Raw genomic sequence first — 14,965 nt, forward strand, 5'->3', positions numbered from 1 at the left:
CATCTGATGGCGTATGCCATTATTCGTTTGTCCTTGGGGTTTATCCCGATTGTCCCTTTGGGTTGCGTTTAACACCCTTTATCGCTAGAATCAAGCCCCTTTGCTTGACTAGGGTCAACCCCTAGTTGCATGTTTTTGATTGATTATTGGTCTTTGAAGGTGCCGCTGTGATGGATAGACAAAGCTGGTTGAAGGGCACGTTATACCGCCCGCAGTTCGAGCAAGATAGCTGCGGCTTCGGTTTGATTGCGCAAATGGATGATAAACCTAGCCATTGGCTGGTTTCGACTGCAATTAACTCGCTAGCCTGTTTGACTCACCGTGGTGCGGTTGCTGCCGATGGCAAATCGGGCGACGGCTGTGGTTTGCTGTTCCGTTTGCCAAAAGACTTTTTGCGCGCCGTGGCCTTGGATAATGGCTATAGCTTGGCAACGCAATTCACTGCGGGTTTGGTGTTCTCAAACCTAGATAAAGCAGAATCAGCGAAGTCGATTGCCAACTTAGTGGCTGCAGTTGAAGGCCAAGGCCTTGTTGTTGCTGGTGTTCGCGATGTACCTGTCAATTTAGACGCGCTTGGCGAAGCCGCAATGCGCTCATTGCCAACCATTCAACAAATTTTTGTGAATTCGCCAGACGGTTTGTCTGAGCTTGAGTTTGCCCGTAAATTGTATCAAGCACGACGTATTGCCGAGAAAGCCAATGCGGGCGATGTTCACTTCTATATACCTACGCTAAACCCATACGTGATGTCGTACAAGGGTTTGGTGACGCCAGACAATCTGCCAGTGTTCTACCTCGACTTAAAAGACGAGCGTTTTGCTTCGAGTATGGCGGTGTATCACCAACGTTTCTCGACCAATACTTGGCCACAATGGAAATTGGCGCAGCCGTTCCGTTTCCTCGCGCACAACGGCGAAATCAATACGTTAACGGGTAACCGTGCGTGGGCCAAAGCGCGTGAAGCGATCATGGACAGCAATCTGCTCGACATGGAAGCGATCCGTCCTATCGTGCAAACCAACGGTTCCGACTCGATGAGTATGGACAATATGCTGGAAAGCTTGGTGCTCGGCGGCGTGGATATCTTCCGCGCCTTCCGTTTGATGGTGCCACCGGCATGGCAAAACGTCGATACCAATGACCGCGATCTACGCGCGTTCTACGAATACAACTCGCTGCATATGGAGCCATGGGATGGCCCAGCCGGTATCGTTTGGGCGGCAGGCGATTATGCTGGTTGTGCGCTTGACCGCAACGGCTTGCGCCCAGCGCGTTATGTGATTACCAAAGATCGCCACATCACCATCGCCTCGGAAATCGGCGTATGGGGCTACAAGCCAGAAGAAGTGGTGAAAAAAGGCCGCGTGAAACCGGGGCAAATCGTTGCGGTAGATTTTAAAACCGGCGAATTTATTGAATCTGAAGCGATTGATAACAAGCTCAAAACCGCGCAACCGTACCGCGCTTGGCTGAAAGAGCACGCCAATCATTTGGAAATGGCGGCCGACAATAGTCCACTCGAAGAAATGGACAAAGCAACCTTGCTGACGTACCAAAAACAATTCCAACTGACGTTCGAAGAACGCGATCAGATCTTGCGCGTATTGGCTAATGACGGTCAGGAAGCGATTGGTTCGATGGGTGATGACACGCCAATGGCCGTGTTGTCAGAAAAAGTTCGCTCGCCGTTTGACTACTTGCGCCAACAATTTGCCCAAGTAACAAATCCGCCGATCGACCCGATTCGTGAAGCGATAGTCATGTCGCTGAATACGTGTTTTGGCCCAGAGCGCAATCTGTTTGAAGATGGCCCAGACCACGCCAAACGGATGGAAGTCACGTCGCCTGTCTTGTCGACTGACAAATTCGCGGTGTTGACTAGCCAAACTGATCCAGACTTTAAGACTGCGTATTTCAATTTGGCGTTTGAAGGCTCTAGCCTGAAAGCTGCGATTGAAAAGCTGCAAGCCGATGTGCTCGCGAGCGTTCGTAACGATGGCACTGTGATCATCGTGTTGTCGGATAAAAATATCGCCAAAGGCCGGATGCCAATTCCTGCGCTGTTTGCTGTTGGTGCGGTGCATCATGGTTTGATCAATGCAGGTTTGCGTTGCCGCACGAATATCATCGTAGAAACGGCAACGACGCGTGACCCGCATCATTTCGCTTGCTTGATCGGTTACGGCGCGACCGCAGTGGTGCCTTACCTTGCCTACCAAACGATCAAAGAATTGATCGATATGGGGCAAATTGAAGCAACGCTTGAAAAAGCGGCGAATAACTTCCGTAAAGGTATCAATAAAGGCTTGATGAAAATCTTGTCGAAAATGGGTATCTCAACGATTGCATCTTACCGCGGTTCACAATTGTTTGAAGGCGTGGGTATCGGTGAAGAAGTCATCGATTTGTGCTTAACCGGTACGGTTTCGCGGATTTCGGGTGCGAATTTCGCCGATTTTGAAGCTGATCAAGTGAAGTTGAATCGTTTGGCATTCAACCCAATGCGCCCATTGGCGCAAGGTGGCTTGCTCAAATATGTATTTGGCGAGGAATACCACGCTTACAACCCAGATGTGGTCATGGCGCTACAAAAAGCCGTACAAAACGGTGATTACAAAGCCTACAAACAATACGCTGATCTGGTCAACAAGCGCCCAGTGGCGATGTTGCGTGACTTGATGGCGCTGCAAATTGACCCCGCGAAGTCAATTTCACTCGACGAAGTTGAGCCGCTAGAAAGCATCGTGAAGCGTTTTGACTCGGCGGGTATGTCGCTTGGTGCCTTGAGCCCTGAAGCACATGAAGCCTTGGCAGAAGGCATGTACCGTCTTGGCGCACGCTCGAACTCGGGTGAAGGCGGTGAAGACGAAGCGCGCTACGGCACGCCGAAAATGTCGAAAATCAAGCAAGTGGCTTCAGGTCGTTTCGGCGTAACGCCGCACTACCTCGTGAATGCTGAAGTCTTGCAAATTAAAGTCGCCCAAGGTGCAAAACCAGGTGAAGGCGGCCAGTTGCCAGGCGATAAAGTATCGCCGCTGATTGCCAAACTGCGTCATAGCAAACCAGGCATTAGCTTGATTTCTCCGCCTCCGCATCACGATATTTATTCGATTGAAGATTTGGCGCAGTTGATTTTTGACTTGAAACAGGTCAATCCAGAAGCTTTGGTTTCAGTGAAGTTGGTCGCAGAACCAGGTGTTGGTACGATTGCGGCGGGTGTGGCAAAAGCCTACGCTGATTTGATCACGATCTCGGGGTATGATGGCGGAACCGCTGCTTCGCCGCTGGCTTCAGTGAAATACGCTGGGTCACCATTTGAATTGGGACTGACCGAAGCACAGCAAGTATTGCGTGCCAACGGTTTGCGTGGCCGGGTTCGCGTGCAAGCCGACGGTGGTCTAAAAACCGGTATGGACGTTGTGAAAGCTGCAATTATGGGTGCTGAGAGCTTCGGCTTTGGTACTGGCCCGATGGTGGCTTTGGGTTGCAAATTCTTGCGGATTTGCCACTTGAACAATTGCGCGACGGGCGTGGCAACGCAAGAAATCAAATTGCGCAGCAAGTTCTTTATCGGCTTGCCAGAAATGGTCGTCAATTATTTCACGTTCATCGCGCAAGAAACGCGTGAATTGATGGCGGCCTTGGGCATCCGTAAATTTGAAGACTTAGTGGGCCGTACTGAATTGCTGGGCTTAATCGAAGGCGTCACTGAGAAACAGAAGAAACTCGCGATGAGCGCGCTGTTGAGCCAAGGTACGACGCCAGATTCAGTGCCACGTTTCTGCGTTGAAGCAAGCAATCCGTCATTCGATAAAGGCGAGTTGGCCGAAGAAATGGTTCGTGATGCATTGGCGGGTATTAAAGCCGGCGCGAAACAGAGCTTTGAATACGATGTACGCAATATTCACCGTTCAATCGGTGCGCGTTTGTCGGGTGAGATCGCTAAAGCGCACGGCGCAGCGGGCTTGCCGGATGGCTCATTGCATATCAAATTGAATGGCTCTGCAGGTCAATCGCTGGGTGTTTGGAATGCGAAAGGCTTGACGATCGAATTGGCGGGTGACGCTAACGATTACGTTGGTAAAGGTATGAACGGCGGTCAAGTGATTATCTATCCACCAGTGGGTAGTGAGTTCGCTTCAAGCGACGCGGTGATTGCTGGTAATACGTGTCTGTACGGCGCAACTGGCGGTGAATTGTTTGCGGCGGGTATGGCCGGTGAGCGCTTCGCGGTGCGGAACTCAGGTGCGACCGCAGTGATCGAAGGCGTGGGTGACCATGGTTGTGAATACATGACTGGTGGCTGCGTCGTGGTGCTCGGCGAAACCGGTTATAACTTTGGCGCCGGTATGACTGGTGGTTTTGCGCTGGTTTACGATCCAAATCAAAAATTCGCCTATCGCTACAACAATGAATTGATTGATACCAATCTGATCAATGGTGAAGCCTACGGTGCGATCCGTGCCTTCCTGAAAGACAAAATCACTGCTCACGTGGCATTGACGGGTTCGAGCAAGGGCGCTGAGTTGCTGGCTAACTTTGATGAAGCGGTGGACTACTTCTGGTTGGTAAAACCAAAAGTGGCCAAGTTGGATGCTTTGTTGAAAGACTAATGTGTGAGGCGGGAGGTGTGAGGTGTTAGGGGTAAAACCCAGCCTCCTTCTCGCGCGAAAGTGAATGGATTAAGGATGGGTGGTTTGGGAGTTCGAGGTTTACACCTCACCCCTCACTCCTCACTCCTCACAGAGGTAATACAATGTCAGACGTATTTCAGTTTCTGAATGTCGCGCGCAACCCTGGCGATAAAGTCGCGGTTGAAAAGCGTAAATTTGTCTTTAAAGAAATCTACACGCCGCTGGATAAAACAACTTCGGGTGAGCAAGCGGGTCGCTGCTTGTCCTGTGGTAATCCGTATTGCTCATGGGAGTGCCCAGTGCACAACCACATTCCACACTGGTTGAAATTGGTGGACGAAGGCAAATTGTTTGAAGCGGCTGAGTTGAGCCATAAAACCAACTCGCTACCAGAAATCTGTGGCCGCGTTTGCCCGCAAGATCGCTTGTGTGAAGGCGCATGCACGCTCAATCAAGTTGATGCCGGTGCGGTATCGATTGGTTCGGTCGAAAAATACATTACCGACGAAGCGTTCAAAGCCGGCTGGCGTCCTGATATGTCGGGTGTGATTCAAACGGGTAAAAAAGTCGCCGTCATTGGCGCAGGTCCAGCAGGCTTGGGTTGTGCGGATATCTTGGTGCGTAATGGTGTAACGCCCGTGGTGTTTGATCGTTACGAAGAAATCGGTGGCTTGCTCACTTTCGGTATTCCAGAATTCAAACTGGAAAAAGACGTTATCGCAACGCGCCGTAAAATCATGGAAGAAATGGGCGTTGAGTTTCGCCTGAATACTGAAATCGGTACCGACGTAAGTATCGAAGAATTGCTCGCTGATTACGATGCCGTATTTATGGGTATGGGCGCGTACAAATACATGAAAGGCGGCTTTGCTGGTGAAGAGTTGCCCGGCGTGATCGAAGCACTGCCGTTCTTGATTAATAATGTGCGTAATAGCATGGGTACACTGGGCGAAGAAGCTTTTGTTTCTATGCAAGGTAAACGTGTGGTGGTGCTCGGTGGTGGTGATACCGCCATGGATTGCAACCGCACTTCGATTCGCCAAGGTGCAGCCAGTGTGATTTGTGCTTACCGCCGTGACGAAGAAAACATGCCAGGCTCGAAGCGCGAAGTAGCGAATGCTAAAGAAGAAGGCGTTGAATTCCAGTGGAACAGCCAGCCAGTGAAAATCGAGCAAAATGCCGATGGCAGCTTGGCATTGACTTTGGTGTCGACGCAATTGGGCGCTCCGGATGAAAAAGGCCGTCGTCGTCCAGAATTGATCGCGGGCTCAGAGCGTGTGGTGAATTGCGATCACGTGGTGGTTGCGTTTGGTTTCTCGGCTGAGCCAGAAAGCTGGTTTGAGGCACAGGGCGTGAAAACCGATGACTGGGGGCGCACGCTTGCGAGCGACAAGCAAACCTTCAAGCACCAAACGTCTAACCCGAAAATCTTCGCCGGTGGCGACCAAGTTCGTGGTGCAGATCTTGTTGTGCGCGCCGTTTATGAAGGCCGTAATGCCGCTGAAGGTATTTTGGAGTACATTGGCGCTTGGTAACAGCCACGTTCAAGAAAAAGCCTCGCTGTTTGCGGGGCTTTTTTTATGTGTGGCGTTTGCAGTCGCGTTGAATTGGGTGTGTGAGTAATGGACAAATTAGCAATTGGGCGAGTGCTACAGCGGCAAGGTCATCCCAAGCGGGCAATGCAGGCCTTGTTAGATGGCTTGGCTTTGGCGCAAAACAGCAAGGGCGACGAGGCGGGTTATTGGCTCGCGATTGCCAATCTGGAGCATGAAGCGGGGGAGTACGCGACGGCGCTGGCCTTGCACCAACGTGCTTTGGCGCTCGCGCGCTGTGACAAACAGCGATGCTCGGCGCAACTGGGTTTGGCTGCTGATTTGTGGGCGATGGGGGAAGAAACGACGGCTTTGGTGCTTCAGCAAGCCGCCTTGTCATTTGCAGGCCTGGCTGCTGATCCGGTGTTGTTGGAAGAGTCGGCAAGGTTGTATCGGCTGCAACAGCAGTGGTTACTTGCCTTGCAGCAATATACCGCAGCTGTGAGTGCGGTGACTGAAGCTGATGCGCTGGCTTTGCATTTGGCAATTTTAGAAGTGCACTTACAGTTGCCGACGATTGACGGTTTAGTTGGCGCGGTCGAGCAGGCCAAGCAGGCACTGGCCTTATCGAGTAGCAATCATTTGCATGAGGCGCTATTGCTCGCCTTAGCGCAGTGCTGCGAGCGCTTGGCGCACTATGTGGCTGCCGCCGAGTTTTACCAAGCAGCGCTTGCGCTGCAAGCAGAGCAAAAAACAGTAAAAAAAACGCCACGACGTTTATTGAGCATTGAACTCAAGTTGCAACAAACGATTAGCGAAATTGAAATTGACGTACTGCAGCACAAAAATGCCCAGCAAATCGAACAAGTACAGCGCTTAGAAAGCGCGACGTATCGTGACTCTTTAACGGGTTTACACAATTTGCGCTATTTACAGGCGCGCTGGGAAGATTTATTAGCGCAAGCGCAGCAAACCCATGCGCTGTGTGTGATTCATATGGGGGTCGATCAATCGACGCATCTGCGCGATGTGATGGGCGATGAGGTGGCCAACGAATCCGTGTTGCGAATTGCCAATGTGTTGCGGCGCTGCTGCCCTGCAGACGGCGTATTGGTGGCTGCCAATAATAGCGAATTTAGATTGTTATTGCCTTTGGCTGAGAAAGCACCGGTACAGCATTTGATCGACATGATTCAGCGTGAAGTCGCGCTGCTCGATTGCACGCAATTACCAGAGGCGTTGACAGTGAGTTTTGGTTGCACCGCATTTCAAACCGGAGATCATGTTGATGTGCTGCAGTTGCGCGCAGATTTAGCGCTGTATTTAGCGATGCGCCGAGGTGCTGGTGCGGTAGTGTGGGAGGAGCAAGCATGAGTGTGAAGGGAAATCAAACTGAGTTTGCCACAGCGCTCACTTGTGCGTTAAGAAATGCTGAGTGTGGCTCGCCTCCGCGGTTTGAAGTCGCCAGCGAATGGGTACAGCAAGCTAAAGGCGATGCTCATTTATACGGCATTGCACTCGAAATCTTGGGTCATGCCCATCAGCATTCCTGTGAACACCGCCTCGCTCAAACGGCATTTGCGGCGGCGGTGACTCAATATCGGCAGGCCGGTTCTTTGGCTTTTGCGACCAAGGCACTGATTTTACTGGGAACTTCGCTGTTGCTGACAGAAGAGCCTTTGCTGGCACTGGAGCAGTGGTCGGATGCTTTAGTGATTGCACGCGATACCAAAGATCTTGCCCAGTGCGCCAAAGTGTATCTGGCAATTAGCCAAGTTTATATTGGCTTTGGCGATGACAAAGCGTCGCTGCATTACAATCAAATGGCTTTGAAAATGGCCAAAGTATTGGGCGATTCTTATCTTACGTGCGAAACACACTTGTATGTGGTGAGCGATTACCTACGTTTGCAGCGCTATACGCAGGCCTTGGCGGAGCTTGATTGCGCTGAGCAATTATTGTCGGTGCCAAATAAAGTATGGTCGGCAGAAATTATCTATTACCGCGGCGCGATTCACGCTAAGCAGGGCTTGTTGCCGCAGGCCAAGGTCGAGTTAGAGACGGCTTACGAATTAAGTACTGAGAATGCTAATTTGTGGGGACAAATTCATGCTTTGGCCGCATTAGGTGAGGTGTTATTGGCGTTGAATGACCCGAAAACGGAAACGGTGTTGCAGCAGGCTTTAACGTTGGCTGAGCGGGTTCAGCTTAGCCAGATCGTTTTGCGATGCAATACAGCCTTGGTGCAATGGTTTTTGCAGTGCCAGCAGGCTAAAGACGCAGTGCCTTTATTGGCGAAACTGACCGCATTACATCGCCCTCGTACGGTAAAAATCACCGCCAGCCATCAACAGCGGATTGCCGAGTTAGAAAATAATAGCCGAATTTTACAACTGCAGCGCGAGTTGACTTGAGTATTGTTTTGATGGGTATATTACTCTAGCATATTTCCAACATGACCTAATGATATATACCCTGATGATATGCTTTCTGCTTTCTGCTTTCTGCTTTCTGCTTTCTGCTTTCTGCTTTCTGCTTTTAGCGAAATATGAAGGCCGGGCGCGGTTGGTGAACTCCTGACTTTCCCGTATCACGATGACGCGGTACTCGGTGTACACTGCAGCCATGGAATCGCAAACTTTTCTCTCTGCTTTTATCTTATTGCTCTTGGTGACCGACCCCTTGGGGGGGATTCCTTTATTCGTCGCTATGATGAAAAAAGTCCCTCAGGCGCGGCGCTGGCGGATGATTGCTCGCGAAGTGAGCGTCGCGTTTTTAGTGCTCTTGCTGTTTATGGTGTTCGGGCAGAAATTTCTGCAAGTGATGCACTTATCGCAAACTTCGCTGGGTATTGCGGGTGGAGTGATTTTATTTTTGATTGCCTTGCGGATGGTGTTTCCGCACCCTGACGGGGTGTTTGGCGATACTAATGATGGTGAACCGTATATCGTGCCACTGGCAATTCCACTCTTGGCTGGTCCTTCGGCATTAGCAACGGTGCTATTGCTGGTGTCGCGTGATCCTGAGCGGCTGTGGGTGTGGGTGGCTGCTTTAGCATTGACGATGCTAGTTTGTGCCTTGACCTTGGCATTCTCTGAGAAAATTTCTCAGGTCTTGGGCGAGCAGGTGACGACGGCGTTTGAACGCTTGATGGGCTTGATTTTGACTGCGATCGCCGTGCAAATGTTGCTTGATGGGATTCGCCAGTATTTATCCTCCTTATAAAAAAATAGCAAAAATTTCTTGCGCAGTAGCAAGCCGAGAACAGGTCGAATCATCTGTTGCGGTGCTTTGCCTGAAGATTGACTCGACGTTGCGCGGTTGATTTGCACGCTGGTGTTTGATGCGTCACAACTCTAGCGGTGGTTTTCGGTGCGAACGGGTAAAAATACCCTAAAATTGCGCTGTCTGCTTATAATCGCCAAACTAAGGAGTTTCCCTGATGACGCAAAATGAATTGAAAGAAGCCGTTGGCCGCGCTGCGATTGCTTATGTGCCAGAAAATTGTATCGTTGGTGTGGGTACCGGTTCGACCGCGAATTACTTTATTGATGCGTTGGCGGAAATTAAGGGGCAAATTCAAGGTGCGGTGTCCTCATCGGAGGCCAGTGTGGCGCGTTTGAAATCCCACGGCATTCCGGTATTTGATCTGAATACGATTAATGAGCTGCCGGTATACGTCGATGGCGCTGATGAAATCAATCATCAATTGCAAATGCTCAAAGGTGGCGGTGCAGCGCTGACGCGGGAAAAAATCATTGCCGCGGTCGCAGAACAGTTTATTTGCATCTGCGACGAGAGTAAATTGGTTGATGTGCTGGGCAAATTTCCGTTGCCAGTTGAAGTCATTCCAATGGCGCGCTCGCATGTGGCGCGAGAAATTGTGAAGCTAGGTGGTCATCCAGCGTATCGCGAAGGCGTCATTACCGATAATGGCAATATCATTATTGATGTGCATGGACTTTCGATTAGCCAAGCGACAGAGTTAGAAACTAAACTCAATCAAATCGTTGGGGTAGTGACCAATGGTTTGTTTGCCCATCGCCGTGCTGACGTGCTGCTGCTTGGAACCGCAAATGGTGTAAAAACAATTAAATAATTGTTATGACAAAACTTCCCCAGCTACGTTGCTTCGTCTCGCTGTACAAAGTGTACTGTCTTCGACTTTGCGCCTTGCTGGGAAAATTTTGTATTCTTACTTAAATGATCGCCTGAACTGCAGATGAAACAGTATTGTAATAAAAAGCTGGTATTTTGCATTGATTAACACACTGGAGAACCGTGTCATGTCAGAACATATTTCAAAGCAGTTTGATGCCGACTTGGAGGCAATTCGCTCACAAGTTATGGGCATGGCCGGTTTGGTCGAAGAGCAAGTCCGTTTAGCAATGCAGGCTTTGGCTTCTGGTGATATCGAAATCATCGACAAAGTGATGGCACAAGAAGCAACTGTGAATGAAATGCACGTCAAGCTCGACGATATGTGCGTGCACATGATTGCGCGTCGCCAACCTGCTGCTACTGATTTGCGTATGGTGATGACGGTGATCAAATCGGTTGAGGACTTGGAAAGCATTGGCGATAAAGCGTATCGTATCTGTAAACGTGCTAAAAACATTTATGATTCAGGTCGTTTGCAAGTGCCGCGTTTCCATGATCTGAATCACATTGCTGATTTGGCTTTGGAAATGTTGAGCAATGCTTTGGATTCGTTTGCGCGTATGGATTCGGCAACGGCATCCGAAGTGATTCGTGCTGATGCACAATTGGATCAAGAATACTCGTCTTTGCATCGTCAATTAATCACGGTGATGATGGAAGATCCGCGTTCAATCACTTTGATTTTGGATATCTTGTGGGTAGCCAAAGCGATCGAGCGGATTGGTGATTTGGCGGTAAATGTCGCTGAGCACGTGATTTACTTGGTCAAAGGCCAAGATATTCGTCATAAAACTCAAGCTGAAGTGGATGCGGTTGCGTTGAAATAATCGGGAAGCTTGGGCGCTCTGCGTCAGGTTTTACTGCGCAAGACCAAGAAAGGGTGGCTTTGGCCACCCTTTCTTTATTTGGTATTTGCCATTGCGCGGCGTAGCACGTATTGTTATGCCCGCAAGCTTGCGACCTACTGGAGTGAATATCGAATGAGCGACTGTTCTGTCATTGCCGCTGTTGATCTCGGCTCCAACAGCTTTCGCCTGCAAGTCGCTCGGGTGGTCGAAGGTTCTTTGTTTCCCCTTGATTCTTTAAAAGAAACTGTCCGTCTCGGTGCTGGTTTGGATGCGCAAGGTTGTCTGACGCCAGAGGCGATCAACGAGATGGTCGAGGCTTTAGGTCGCTTTGGCGAGCGTCTGATTGGCTTGCCTCCGCAATGTGTGCGAGCCGTTGCCACCAATACCTTCCGTGTTGCGAAGAATAGCGCTGATTTTCTCCCGCAGGCTGAAGCTGCCCTAGGTTTTCCGATTGAAATTATTGCCGGTCGTGAAGAAGCGCGTTTAATTTATATCGGTGCGGCGCATAGTTTGCCCAGTACCAAAGAGCGACGCTTGGTCGTCGATATTGGTGGAGGCTCTACAGAACTCATTATTGGTAGCCAATACCGCTCGTTTAGTACTGAAAGTATTCAATTGGGTTGCGTCGGCTGGAGTGCGCGTTATTTTCCAGACGGCATCATTACTCGCGAACGAATGGAAGCGGCCGAGCTAGCGGCGCGCGGTGCGTTTTTACCGCTAGTGCCAACTTTTTATTCGGGCGAATGGCAGCGCGCAATTGGCACCTCGGGGACGGCGCGTTCATTAGCGGATATTTTAGAGTTAAACGATTTGTCTGCACTGGGAATTACGCGTGAAGGTATGGCTGCGCTGCGTGAGAAAATGATTGCGGCAGGACATATCGATCAGTTGCAACTGAATGGTCTGCGTGATGACCGACGACCCGTGTTGCCCGGTGGTTTTGCGATTATGCATGCGGCGTTTGATATGCTGGGCATCGAACGGATGTCGATTACCTATGGCGCGCTGCGCGATGGGGTTTTGTACGACTTGGTGCAGCGTCAAACACAGTACGATGTGCGTGACCGCACGGTTGATTTCTTTCAGCGTCGCTACCATGTGGACGGCCCGCAGGCTTATCGGGTTTCTCAATTGGCGGCGGCGTTATTTGATAGTTTGCGCGGCGAAACGCAATCGGATGACGCGGTGTTAGCGCGCAATTTAACCATGGCGGCTGCCTTGCATGAAGTGGGGCGCTCGATTGCGCATGCGAGCTACCATAAACATTCGGCTTATATTTTGCAGTACGCTGATATGCCCGGGTTTTCCCGCCGAGAGCAAATTTGGCTGTCACGCTTGGTATTGGCGCACGCAGGCAGCTTAAATAAGCTCGCGAATTTAGAAATTAAGCCAGCGGAATGGGATGCGATTTTGTGCCTGCGCTTGGCAGTGTTATTTTATCGCGCTCGCCTTGACGAAGCGCCGCCGCTGGGATTGTTATCCCATTGTGCCGAAGGTTATTGCTTAGAGCTCGATGCGGCGTGGCTGGAGGCGCATCCACTGACCTTATACGCCTTGAATGAGGAAATGAAAGCATGGCAAAACATGGGCATAAATCTACAGATCAGTCCCGTCGTCAGCGTGTAAAAGCGCATCTTGCGGCCGATAAGGCGGGTGCTGCGCCCGGCACCATGCAGTATGTTGGTCATCAAGCCCCCAATCCTACCCTTGCTACTTTGATCGAATTTGGTCCAGAACCTGCTGATTTTCTGGAAACGACGTTTGATGATCTTGAATCGGGGCGCGATTATCAGCCCAAATATTCAACCTTATGGCTCAATGTACATGGTTTGGAAAATCACGAACTTCTTAAGCTAATCGGCAAGCGCTTTAAATTGCACCCTTTGGTACTCGAAGACATTCTAAATACCCAGCAACGCCCCAAAGTTGAGCAATACGGCGAGTATTTATTTATTACTGCGCGTTTAGTGAGTGTGGATGAGGAAGGTCAGCTCGGTAGCGAGCAGGTCAGTATTATCGTTGGCCGCGGATTTGTGCTGACTTTTCAAGAAAAGCCGACCGGCACGTTTGCGGCCATTCGGGAAACTTTGCGCAGTAGTGAATCGCAAATCCGTAAATTAGGCCCAGATTATTTGGTTTATTCTTTGCTGGATAAATTAGTTGATCGCTATTTCTTGGTGCTAGAACAGCTCGGTGAACGGAGCGAGAGCTTAGATGAGGCGATTAATGCATCACCATCGCCCGAGCAAATGAGTGAAGTGCAAGATTTGCGCCGAGGATTGCAGTACATCAAACGTAGTCTATGGCCGATGCGCGAGGTACTTAATACTTTGCAACGTGATGATGCTGATTTTTTTCATAGCGAAACTCAGCTGTATTTACGTGATGCCTACGATCACACGGTGCAATTGATTGAGACGGTGGAGTCTTTGCGCGAGGTCGCCGCGGGCTTGCAAGAAATGTATTTGTCTTTGCAATCACAGCGCTTAAATGAGCAAATGCGGATGCTGACGGTAATCACCACCATTTTTATGCCGCTCACCTTGATCGCCGGTATCTATGGTATGAATTTTGACAATATGCCAGAGCTGCATTGGGCGGGCGGTTACTATGCTGTGCTGGGCTTGATGGGGGCGATTGCCATCATGTTAAGCTTGTTTTTCTGGTTACGTCGCTGGGTTTGATGTATATCGCTAGAGTCTTTGCTAATCAAAGCAGTTAGCGATATACATATAAGTCATTGTCTCTCGTCGTGCGCTGTACGCGCTGCAGCAAGCGCAGCAGATGCGGTTTAAATCAACCAAGCAAAGATAAAAACGCCGAGCATGGCTAGGGCAAGTCCTACTTTGGCAATAGCTCCTAATAGCATTCCGATACCACTGGCAACCCCGACTTTGCCTGCTCGTAGTAGGTCTTGGCGTGCATACAACTCACCCGCTGCCGCGCCGAGGAAAGGACCTAAAATCATCCCCGGAATTCCGCCCAAAATGCCAATCACTGAGCCAATTAAAGCACCCCAGACGGCGGCTTGACTGGCACCAACGCGCTTGGCGCCAATTGCGCCAGCAAAATAGTCCAGCACGCAGGAAAGCAGCATCAGCACGAATAGCAGCAGTAGTGAGAGCCAGCCAACCCGTAGAAACTGATCGTGCCATGCCAGCAAGACCATGCCAGCAAACATTAGTGGCGTAGAGGGTAGTAGCGGTAGTATGGTGCCGGCTAAGCCGCCGAATATCATCACACCACCGAGCAGCCAAATGATGAGGTCTAAACTTTCCAAAATGAAATCCTTCTGTGGTGCTTAACGCTGAGGCAGTTTGATTTGACGCCGAGACATAAAAATAGTGCCGCAGATTGAAAAAATAAAAACACGGTAAAACAATCATTTATTAGATTGTACTTCCGCTAATCAAAACAAATCCATCAAAAGAGTTGACGCTGAGCGCTGGGTGGTGTTTAATTGCGGCTCTTCGAAACGAAGCAGTGTTTCGAATGGCTCGTTAGCTCAGTTGGTAGAGCAGCGGATTGAAAATCCGCGTGTCCGTGGTTCGATTCCGCGACGAGCCACCAAGTATTCAAGGGTCTAGCTACTGGCTAGACCCTTTTTCAAATGCTCTAGTAGCATGGCTCGTTAGCTCAGTTGGTAGAGCAGCGGATTGAAAATCCGCGTGTCCGTGGTTCGATTCCGCGACGAGCCACCAGAATTTCGGTTTAAACCGAGCAAAAGCCCGCGAATGCAAGTTCGGCGGGTTTTTTGTTATCTGGGGTATTGTCCGCTAGCGCTTTGAGG

The 14,965-nt window shown here is 50.2% G+C and carries 10 protein-coding genes and 2 tRNA genes; 11 read left to right on the forward strand and 1 reads right to left on the reverse strand.

What is annotated here, in order from left to right; all coding sequences use genetic code 11:
- The first annotated feature begins 170 nt into the window (after positions 1-170).
- The 9 genes from gltB (at position 171) to corA (ending at position 13,859) form a co-directional block, all read left to right on the forward strand.
- Positions 171-4,613: a glutamate synthase large subunit gene (gltB, locus tag GM173_RS09550; RefSeq protein ID WP_203571145.1), complete on the forward strand. Its 4,443-nt coding sequence runs from the start codon at positions 171-173 to the stop codon at positions 4,611-4,613.
- 143 nt (positions 4,614-4,756) lie between these two features.
- On the forward strand, positions 4,757-6,169 hold the full coding sequence (locus GM173_RS09555) for a glutamate synthase small subunit GltD family protein (protein WP_203571146.1): 1,413 nt from the start codon (positions 4,757-4,759) through the stop codon (positions 6,167-6,169).
- An 87-nt stretch (positions 6,170-6,256) separates the two neighbouring features.
- Positions 6,257-7,540 carry a tetratricopeptide repeat-containing diguanylate cyclase gene (locus tag GM173_RS09560; RefSeq protein ID WP_203571147.1) on the forward strand — a complete coding sequence of 428 codons (1,284 nt, stop codon included), beginning with the start codon at positions 6,257-6,259 and terminating at the stop codon, positions 7,538-7,540.
- Positions 7,537-8,580 (forward strand): hypothetical protein, encoded by a 1,044-nt coding sequence (locus tag GM173_RS09565; RefSeq protein ID WP_203571148.1) that lies wholly within the window; start codon positions 7,537-7,539, stop codon positions 8,578-8,580. The genes GM173_RS09560 and GM173_RS09565 overlap by 4 nt, the downstream gene beginning before the upstream one ends.
- A gap of 211 nt (positions 8,581-8,791) precedes the next feature.
- On the forward strand, positions 8,792-9,391 hold the full coding sequence (locus tag GM173_RS09570; protein WP_203571149.1) for a MarC family protein: 600 nt from the start codon (positions 8,792-8,794) through the stop codon (positions 9,389-9,391).
- Positions 9,392-9,608: 217 nt separating this feature from the next.
- Positions 9,609-10,265, forward strand: a complete 657-nt coding sequence (gene rpiA, locus GM173_RS09575) for a ribose-5-phosphate isomerase RpiA (RefSeq protein WP_203571150.1) — start codon at positions 9,609-9,611, stop codon at positions 10,263-10,265.
- A gap of 187 nt (positions 10,266-10,452) precedes the next feature.
- Positions 10,453-11,154, forward strand: a complete 702-nt coding sequence (phoU, locus tag GM173_RS09580) for a phosphate signaling complex protein PhoU (protein WP_203571151.1) — start codon at positions 10,453-10,455, stop codon at positions 11,152-11,154.
- A gap of 153 nt (positions 11,155-11,307) precedes the next feature.
- On the forward strand, positions 11,308-12,801 hold the full coding sequence (ppx, locus tag GM173_RS09585; protein WP_203571152.1) for an exopolyphosphatase: 1,494 nt from the start codon (positions 11,308-11,310) through the stop codon (positions 12,799-12,801).
- Complete coding sequence (corA, locus tag GM173_RS09590; RefSeq protein ID WP_239078453.1) at positions 12,750-13,859, forward strand: magnesium/cobalt transporter CorA; 1,110 nt, start codon at positions 12,750-12,752, stop codon at positions 13,857-13,859. The genes ppx and corA overlap by 52 nt, the downstream gene beginning before the upstream one ends.
- A 107-nt stretch (positions 13,860-13,966) precedes the next feature.
- Here the strand turns inward: corA and GM173_RS09595 are convergent, their stop codons facing one another.
- On the reverse strand, positions 13,967-14,455 hold the full coding sequence (locus GM173_RS09595; protein ID WP_239078454.1) for a DUF456 domain-containing protein: 489 nt from the start codon (positions 14,453-14,455) through the stop codon (positions 13,967-13,969).
- 214 nt (positions 14,456-14,669) lie between these two features.
- Between GM173_RS09595 and GM173_RS09600 the strand changes: the two genes are divergently transcribed.
- Together GM173_RS09600 and GM173_RS09605 are read left to right on the forward strand one after the other, a co-directional pair.
- Positions 14,670-14,745, forward strand: a tRNA-Phe gene (locus tag GM173_RS09600).
- Positions 14,746-14,800: 55 nt separating this feature from the next.
- Positions 14,801-14,876: transfer RNA gene (locus GM173_RS09605), tRNA-Phe, on the forward strand.
- Positions 14,877-14,965 lie beyond the last annotated feature (89 nt).

The sequence above is a fragment of the Deefgea chitinilytica genome (genome assembly GCF_016881405.1).
In the GTDB taxonomy this organism is placed as follows: Bacteria; Pseudomonadota; Gammaproteobacteria; order Burkholderiales; family Chitinibacteraceae; genus Deefgea; species Deefgea chitinilytica.

What these genes read in the sequence shown, in the direction of transcription:
- ppx (WP_203571152.1), top strand. Translation starts at nt 11,308, where the DNA reads ATGAGCGACTGTTCTGTCATTGCCGCTGTTGATCTCGGCTCCAACAGC.
- GM173_RS09555 (WP_203571146.1), top strand. Translation starts at nt 4,757, where the DNA reads ATGTCAGACGTATTTCAGTTTCTGAATGTCGCGCGCAACCCTGGCGAT.
- GM173_RS09570 (WP_203571149.1), top strand. Translation starts at nt 8,792, where the DNA reads ATGGAATCGCAAACTTTTCTCTCTGCTTTTATCTTATTGCTCTTGGTG.
- GM173_RS09560 (WP_203571147.1), top strand. Translation starts at nt 6,257, where the DNA reads ATGGACAAATTAGCAATTGGGCGAGTGCTACAGCGGCAAGGTCATCCC.
- gltB (WP_203571145.1), top strand. Translation starts at nt 171, where the DNA reads ATGGATAGACAAAGCTGGTTGAAGGGCACGTTATACCGCCCGCAGTTC.
- corA (WP_239078453.1), top strand. Translation starts at nt 12,750, where the DNA reads ATGGCAAAACATGGGCATAAATCTACAGATCAGTCCCGTCGTCAGCGT.
- rpiA (WP_203571150.1), top strand. Translation starts at nt 9,609, where the DNA reads ATGACGCAAAATGAATTGAAAGAAGCCGTTGGCCGCGCTGCGATTGCT.
- phoU (WP_203571151.1), top strand. Translation starts at nt 10,453, where the DNA reads ATGTCAGAACATATTTCAAAGCAGTTTGATGCCGACTTGGAGGCAATT.
- GM173_RS09565 (WP_203571148.1), top strand. Translation starts at nt 7,537, where the DNA reads ATGAGTGTGAAGGGAAATCAAACTGAGTTTGCCACAGCGCTCACTTGT.